Annotated in this window: 7 protein-coding genes; all 7 read left to right on the top strand. The window is 68.8% G+C overall.

The features are described 5' to 3' along the window. Positions 1-786 (top strand): hypothetical protein (locus VKH46_02095; GenBank protein HKB69604.1); only part of this gene is annotated, 786 nt, incomplete at its 5' end. 246 nt (positions 787-1,032) lie between these two features. Beyond that, a complete protein-coding gene (locus VKH46_02090) occupies positions 1,033-1,506 on the top strand; it encodes a multiheme c-type cytochrome (protein ID HKB69603.1) in 474 nt (157 codons plus the stop codon). Continuing rightward, entirely contained in the window at positions 1,503-2,267 is a 765-nt protein-coding gene (locus VKH46_02085; protein ID HKB69602.1) for a 4Fe-4S dicluster domain-containing protein, read from the top strand. Before VKH46_02090 ends, VKH46_02085 begins: the two co-directional genes overlap by 4 nt. A gap of 10 nt (positions 2,268-2,277) precedes the next feature. After that, entirely contained in the window at positions 2,278-3,480 is a 1,203-nt protein-coding gene (gene nrfD, locus VKH46_02080; protein HKB69601.1) for an NrfD/PsrC family molybdoenzyme membrane anchor subunit, read from the top strand. 28 nt (positions 3,481-3,508) lie between these two features. Then, the gene (locus VKH46_02075) at positions 3,509-5,194 is read left to right on the top strand and encodes a hypothetical protein (GenBank protein HKB69600.1); all 1,686 of its coding nucleotides are present in this window, start codon (positions 3,509-3,511) and stop codon (positions 5,192-5,194) included. 152 nt (positions 5,195-5,346) lie between these two features. After that, on the top strand, positions 5,347-5,562 hold the full coding sequence (locus VKH46_02070) for a hypothetical protein (protein ID HKB69599.1): 216 nt from the start codon (positions 5,347-5,349) through the stop codon (positions 5,560-5,562). 85 nt (positions 5,563-5,647) lie between these two features. Next, positions 5,648-6,004, top strand: coding sequence for a PRC-barrel domain-containing protein (locus tag VKH46_02065; GenBank protein HKB69598.1), 357 nt, complete (start codon positions 5,648-5,650; stop codon positions 6,002-6,004). Positions 6,005-6,392 lie beyond the last annotated feature (388 nt).

The following is a 6,392-nucleotide window of genomic DNA, read 5'->3' as shown; positions in this document are numbered from 1 at the left end:
CTGCGCGAGCGGATGCAGACGACCGAGACGAATGCGCGTCTTTATTCGGAGCTGATCAGCAAACGCGAAGAGTCCGAGAGCGCGCTCCGGAAGGACATGTTCAAGTCGATCATCGACTCGTTCCTGCGGACCGGCTCGTCGAGTCTCGAAGACCAGGTCCTCAATCTCGAGCTCCTCGTCTACAACTTCCACGAGTCGCTGAACCTCAAGCCCCTCTTCCTCCACGTGCAGCGGGAGGTGGCGGCGAAGGGGGACCGCGGCGACTGGATGGCGCGGTTGAACCGCGTCGCCACGGAGATCACGAAGAAGCAGATGCTCGTGCTCGAGGAAGGGGGGCAGCGGTTCGACGCGACCCTCGACACGAGAAAGCTCGAGTTTTCCGGGCCGGAGAACGCCTCTGCGTCCTACGTCGCCCAGGATCTCACGTCCGAAGGGATCCGGCGCAACTTCCGACTGGAGGCGCTGCAGGCGGATCCGGCGACGCAGGACGTGAATCTGCGGCTGACGATCCGGACGCCGGGAGCGCGGGACGAGGTCGAGACGACCGCGACGGAGTTCTGGGTCGGCTATTTCGACTTTCCGATGATCGACAACACCCGCCTGTCGCGCGACCAGCGCTGCGCGGTCGTCCTCAACAACTTCGACGTCAAGCAGGGCACCGCGGACCTCACGCTGGTGTACTTCCCCGGCAAGTACGCCGGTCTCCGGGAGAAGCCTTACTACGACGAGGTCGTCGCGCGCCTGCTCGCGGCCAACCCCGTGCCGGCGCCGCACGCGGCGAGATAGCGGAGGGTCCGCCTCCTTCCTCATCCGACGCGACCTCTCGAGGGTCCGCGGCGTTGATCGCGCCGTTCGGGTCGTCGAAGAGTCTTCCCCGCGACGCAGATCGCGGCGAGCATCCTCGGGCACGATTCGAACCGGCGAGCTCCGGCGCGCCGCCTCCCGGTACCGGCGCGCATTCGATCGAAATGATGCGTTTGCACCTGTGGAGACTTTTCCGCGGCCCCTAGATTCAGCGCAGGAAAAAGCACGATGAAAAAACTCCTTCGCGACGGCAGCCATCTCCTGCGAGTTGCGGCGCTCTTCGGTGCGGGGATCGCGGCGTTCTTCGTGATGCGCGGGCTGCTCGTGCCGTCCGACTTCGGCCGATACGGCCACTACCGGGCCGGCGCTCTCGCCGACAACCAGAAGAGGGCCGTCTCCTACGCCGGAAAGCCCGCCTGCCTCGACTGCCACAGCGACGTCGCCGACGCGCAGAAGGGGAGCCTGCACGCGACGGTCCGCTGCGAGGCGTGCCACGGCCCGCTCGCGAGCCACGCCGACAATCCCGACGTGAAACCGGCGAAGCTCGCCCCGGAGCGCCTTTGCCTGACCTGCCACCGCTCGATCGCGGGACGGCCGGCGAAGTTCCCCCAGATCGATCCCGATGAGCACGCGGGGGGCGTCGAGTGCACGTCATGCCACCAGCCGCATCACCCGGAGCAGCAGGAGGAGAAGAAGTCATGACCCTGGATCGCCGCGAGCTCTTCGCCACGGCCGGGAAGTACCTGATCGTCACCGCCGCGACGGCGAAAGTGATCGAAACCTTCCTCGCGGGCGCCACGCCCGAGCCGGCGGCCTACGCCGTCGCCGACCACTGGTGGGCGATGATCCTCGACATCGAGAAATGCATCGGGTGCGGCAACTGCGTGCGCGCCTGCAAGGCCGAGAACAACGTGCCGCTCGAGGCGGAATACTTCCGGACCTGGGTCGAGCGCTACCACGTGCGCGGCGAGGACATGGAGCACCCCGACGTCGATTCCCCGAACGGCGGATACGACGGCTTCCCCGACAAGTACGCCAAAAACGACGGCGCGCGGACCTTCTTCGTGCCGAAACTCTGCAACCACTGCGCTCACTCCCCCTGCGTCCAGGTGTGTCCCGTCGGCGCGACGTTCGTGAGCCCCGACGGCGTCGTCCTCGTCGACAAGTCGTACTGCCTCGGGTGCCGCTACTGCGTGCAGGCCTGCCCGTACGGCTGCCGGTACATCGACCCGCGGACCCACACCGTGGACAAGTGCAATCTCTGCTATCACCGGATCACGAAGGGACTGCTCCCCGCGTGCGTCGAGAACTGCCCGACGGGCGCGCGGATGATCGGCGACCTGAAGAACCCGAAGGACCCGATCCACGCGTTCCTGCGCGACCACAAGGTGCAGGTTCTCAAACCCCAGATGGCGACCGGCTCGAAGGCGTTTTACAACGGCCTCGACGGCTCGGTCCGGTAGGAGAGAAGGGATGGACACGTCCGCGCTCGTGCACGCCGTCGAAGGCTACATGTATCCGAACGAGGTGGATCTCCAGTGGAGCGTCCTCATCGTTCTCTATCCGTTCATCACCGGGCTCGTTGCCGGCGCGTTCATCCTCGCCTCGCTCGAGAGGGTCTTCAACGTCGCCGCGGTCAAGCCGACGTACCGGCTGGCGCTCCTGACGGCGCTCGCGTTCCTCCTCGTCGCGCCGCTTCCGCTCCAGCTCCACCTGGGGCACCCCGAGCGGTCGATCGAGATGTACCTCACCCCGCACACCTCCTCCGCGATGGCGATGTTCGGATTCGTCTACCTCTGGTATCTCATGGCCGTTCTCGTCCTCGAGATCTGGCTCGATTACCGGAAGGACATCGTGCTGACGGCGCGCGCGAGCCGCGGATGGAAGAGGACGCTCTACCGGGTCCTCGCGCTCGGATCCGACAACATTTCCGAAGGCGCCCTCGCGATCGACGACCGGGTGGGCCGGTTCATCACGATCATCGGCATTCCTTCCGCGTTCCTCCTCCACGGCTACGTCGGCTTCATCTTCGGCTCCGTGAAGGCGAATCCCTGGTGGTCGACGCCGCTGATGCCCATCGTCTTCCTGTTCTCGGCCATCGTCTCCGGGATCGCCCTCGTCCTGCTCGTGTATATGGCGATCAGCTTCCTCAAAGGCCGGGAGATCGACATGCCCTGCGTGGACACGATCGCGCGCTACTTCTTCTACGCGTTCCTGATCGACTTCTCGCTCGAGATGCTCGACCTCATCCACCGCATCTACGAGGCGGACGAGTCGTTCAAGAGCCTCGACTTCATGGTGCACACGCGCCTCTACGTCTCCCAGATCGTCGTACAGATCGGCCTCGGAACCCTCGTGCCCCTGGCGCTCCTCGCGCTGACGCAGCTCGTGCGCCTCTCCGAGCCGGCCCGGAAGACGTTCTATTCGATCGCCGGATCGCTCGCACTCGTCGGCATCTTCGCGATGCGCTGGAACGTCGTCATCGGCGGCCAGCTCTTCTCGAAGAGCTTCCTCGGCTACACGACCTACAAGATGGCTTTCGCGACGCGCGAGGGGCTGCTTCCCGCGATCGCGCTGCTCGTCCTCCCGTTCGTGATCCTGGCCGGCCTCATCGTCCTGCTGCCCCCGTGGGCGGAGGAGAAAAAGGCAGCCGAAGCGCCCGAAGCGGCGGCCTGAAGCCGCCGGGCGCGCGGGGAGAGCGCCGATGATCGACCGGGTCGGAGAGATCGAGCGGCGGCTCGACCGGCTGGAAGAAAGGCTCCGGCGGGCGGAGGAGCGGCTCTCGCCCGGGACGCCGCCGCCGCTGCCGGCTTCCGCGGCCCCGGCCGCGCCCGGGGCCCCGGCCGTGGCCGGAGCGCTCTCCGGGGCCGGAACCGTCCTCTCGATCCTCGGGCGCACCGTCTTCGTCCTCGGCGGCGGCTTTCTGATCCGCGCGCTGACCGAGAGCGGGACCGTGTCGCGCGAGGCCGGAGTGGCCGTCGGGCTCGCCTACGGGATCCTCTGGCTGTTCCTCGCTTTCCGGGTGTCCGGCGGCGCCGCCGGCGCGGCGTTCCATGGGGTCACCGGCATCGCGATCGCGTTCCCGCTGATCTGGGAAGCGACCGTCCGGCTGTCGGTCTTCTCGCCGGCCGGCGCGATCGCGGCGGCGTCGGCCGTTACGGCGATCGCGCTCGCCGCCGCCGGACGGCAGCCCGGTTCGGCGCTCGCGTGGACGGCGACCGCGGCGTCGCTCGTCCTCCTCGCCGCGCTCACGCCCGCATCCGGCCGGATCGATCTCGCCGCGGCGGCGCTCATCGCGCTCGCCGCCGCGACGGAAATCCTCGCGTATGCCCGGAGGTGGCCGGGGCCCCGCTGGCTCGCGGCCGGCGGCGCCGACCTCGCGGTAGTGGCGCTCGCCGCGGTCGTCGCCCGCGACGGAGGGCTTCCCGACGCGTACCGCGCGGTATTGCCGGCGCTCTCGCTCGCCGTGGCTCTGGCCCTTCCGCTTTCGACTCTCGCGGTCTTCGGCGTGCGTCTCGTGTCCCGCCGCCGCGAGGCGACGGCGTTCGAGTCGATCCAGTCGGGCGCGGCTCTCCTCGCCGGCTTCGGAGGAGCGGTCGCGATCGCGCATTCCGGCGTCGGCGGAGAGCCCGCGATCGCCGCGGCGGCGCTGGCGGCCGCGTTCGCGTTCTACGCGGTCGCATTCCGTTTCTTCTCCCGCGCGGGTCTCGCCGCGAACTTCCACCTGTCGACCTCCCTCGGGCTTCTCATGGCGGTCTTCGGTGCGGCCGTCGCGCTCGCGCCTTTCCCGCGGGCGCTGTTCTGGGGAGCGGCCGCCGCCGCGCTCGCGGCGGCACGCGGCGCGCATCGCGGCACGCTCGCGGGCCACGGGGCCGTTCTGCTCTTCGCCGCGGCCTCCTGCGGCCTCGGGCGCGCGGTGTTCGAGGCGTTCCTGCTCCCGCCCTCGGGTCCTCCCCTCGCGCTCTCTCCGGCGGCTCTCGCCGGCGCCGGGTTCGCATTCGCCGCCGCGCTCCTGTTTCGGGGCGGGCCGCCGGGCGTGATCGAGCGCGTCGCGCGGCTCGTCGCCGTCGCCGTCGCCGCGGCGGGAGCGGGAGTGGTCGCGATGGCGCTTCTCGGGCGCGCCTCCCCGGCGGTTCCGGTGACTCGCGCGGTTCCGATCGAAAGGATGGCGGTCATCGCCGCGAGCTCCGTACTGCTCGCCGCCTTCGCGAAAGGACGCCGGCGCGATCTCCGCTTCGTCGTCTACCCGCTGCTCGTCGTCGGCGCCGTCAAGCTGCTCTTCGACGACCTCCCGCACGGCACGCCGGCTTCCCGGTTTGCGGCGTTCGCGCTCTACGGCGCGGCCCTCTTCGCGGTCCCCCGGCTCCTGCGCTCGGGGACCGACCGGTAAGCTTCCCCTTCCCCGCCCTTGGACGGAATGATGGAAGTGGCCTGTTTTCAATATATTCCAAGACATTCGGGAACGAATCTTGCTCCTTTCTCCGGGTGGGGCAATGGCGCCCCGCGTATCACCCGGGGATCGACCCCGAAAGGAGCGCAAGAATGACCGACAGGAAATCGTATTCGGACCCCAGCCGCGATCTCGGCAGCCGGGATCCGGGAAGCCCGGGCGACCGTTCGCTCGACAAGGACCGCGAGAAGAACCTCGGCTCTCGCCACGGCGACGGCTCGTCGCAGGGCACCGGCTCGTCCGGGTCGCCCGGGCAGCGCTCGAGAACAGGCGAAAGCGGGTCCTCCGACATGGAGCGGAAGCGCTGACGGCCAACGCCGACAGCCTGATTCTTTATTCTTTCGACGGGGCCGGAGCGATCCGGCCCCTCTCGTTTTCGCGAACGGAGGATCCATGACCGCCGCATCCCCGCTGCGCCTGGCCTCGGTCGCCGATCTCATCGGCAGACCCGCGTGCGACGGCGGCGGCGAGCCCCTCGGGCGCGTCGAGGACCTCGTCGTGGATCTCGATGCCGACCGGCTCGCCTACGCGCTCCTTTCGTTCGGCGGCTTCGTTCGGGCCGACCGACTCTTCGCGATGCCGGTGCGCCTGCTCTCCGTCGACGCCGGCGACACGGTCACCGTGCGCGTCGATCGCACGATGCTGAAGAACGCGCCGGCGATCGCACCGGGCGGACGGGCGATCCTCGCGGACCGAAGGTGGGGGCTGAAGGTGTACTCGTATTTCGGCTACACGCCCTACTGGGAGTAGAGCAAGCACGGACCATACGCACTGTTATACGGGTCCGGCCGGCCTGCCGGCGGCTCGACGTACGCTCTCGGTACGCCTTCGCCGCCGGCAGGCCCGCCGAACCCGTCTTCCAGCACGTCTGGCCGCGCCTCGTCGCAGGGAAGTAACCGACAACGGACCATCAGGAAAGTCGCTCGTCCTGCGCGGCGACTGGTCGCGCCGAAGCCTTGAGCGAAGGCGGATGCATCGAGCCGGACGGGCGCGTGCCGCCCGCGTGGCCCTCCGACGTACGTTTCAGTACGCCTGCGGGCCCAGCGGGCGGCCCGCATCCCGTCGGTCTCGCGCCTCGCCGCGCCTGAACGTATTCTCAGTTGTCTCGATTACCGCAGTATCCGCCATGGCTCGAGCC

The sequence above is a fragment of the Thermoanaerobaculia bacterium genome, from assembly GCA_035260525.1.
Lineage (GTDB): Bacteria > Acidobacteriota > Thermoanaerobaculia > UBA5066 > DATFVB01 > DATFVB01.
The sequence above is the reverse complement of the archived record's forward strand: the minus strand, read 5'-3'. Positions and strand labels throughout refer to the sequence as shown.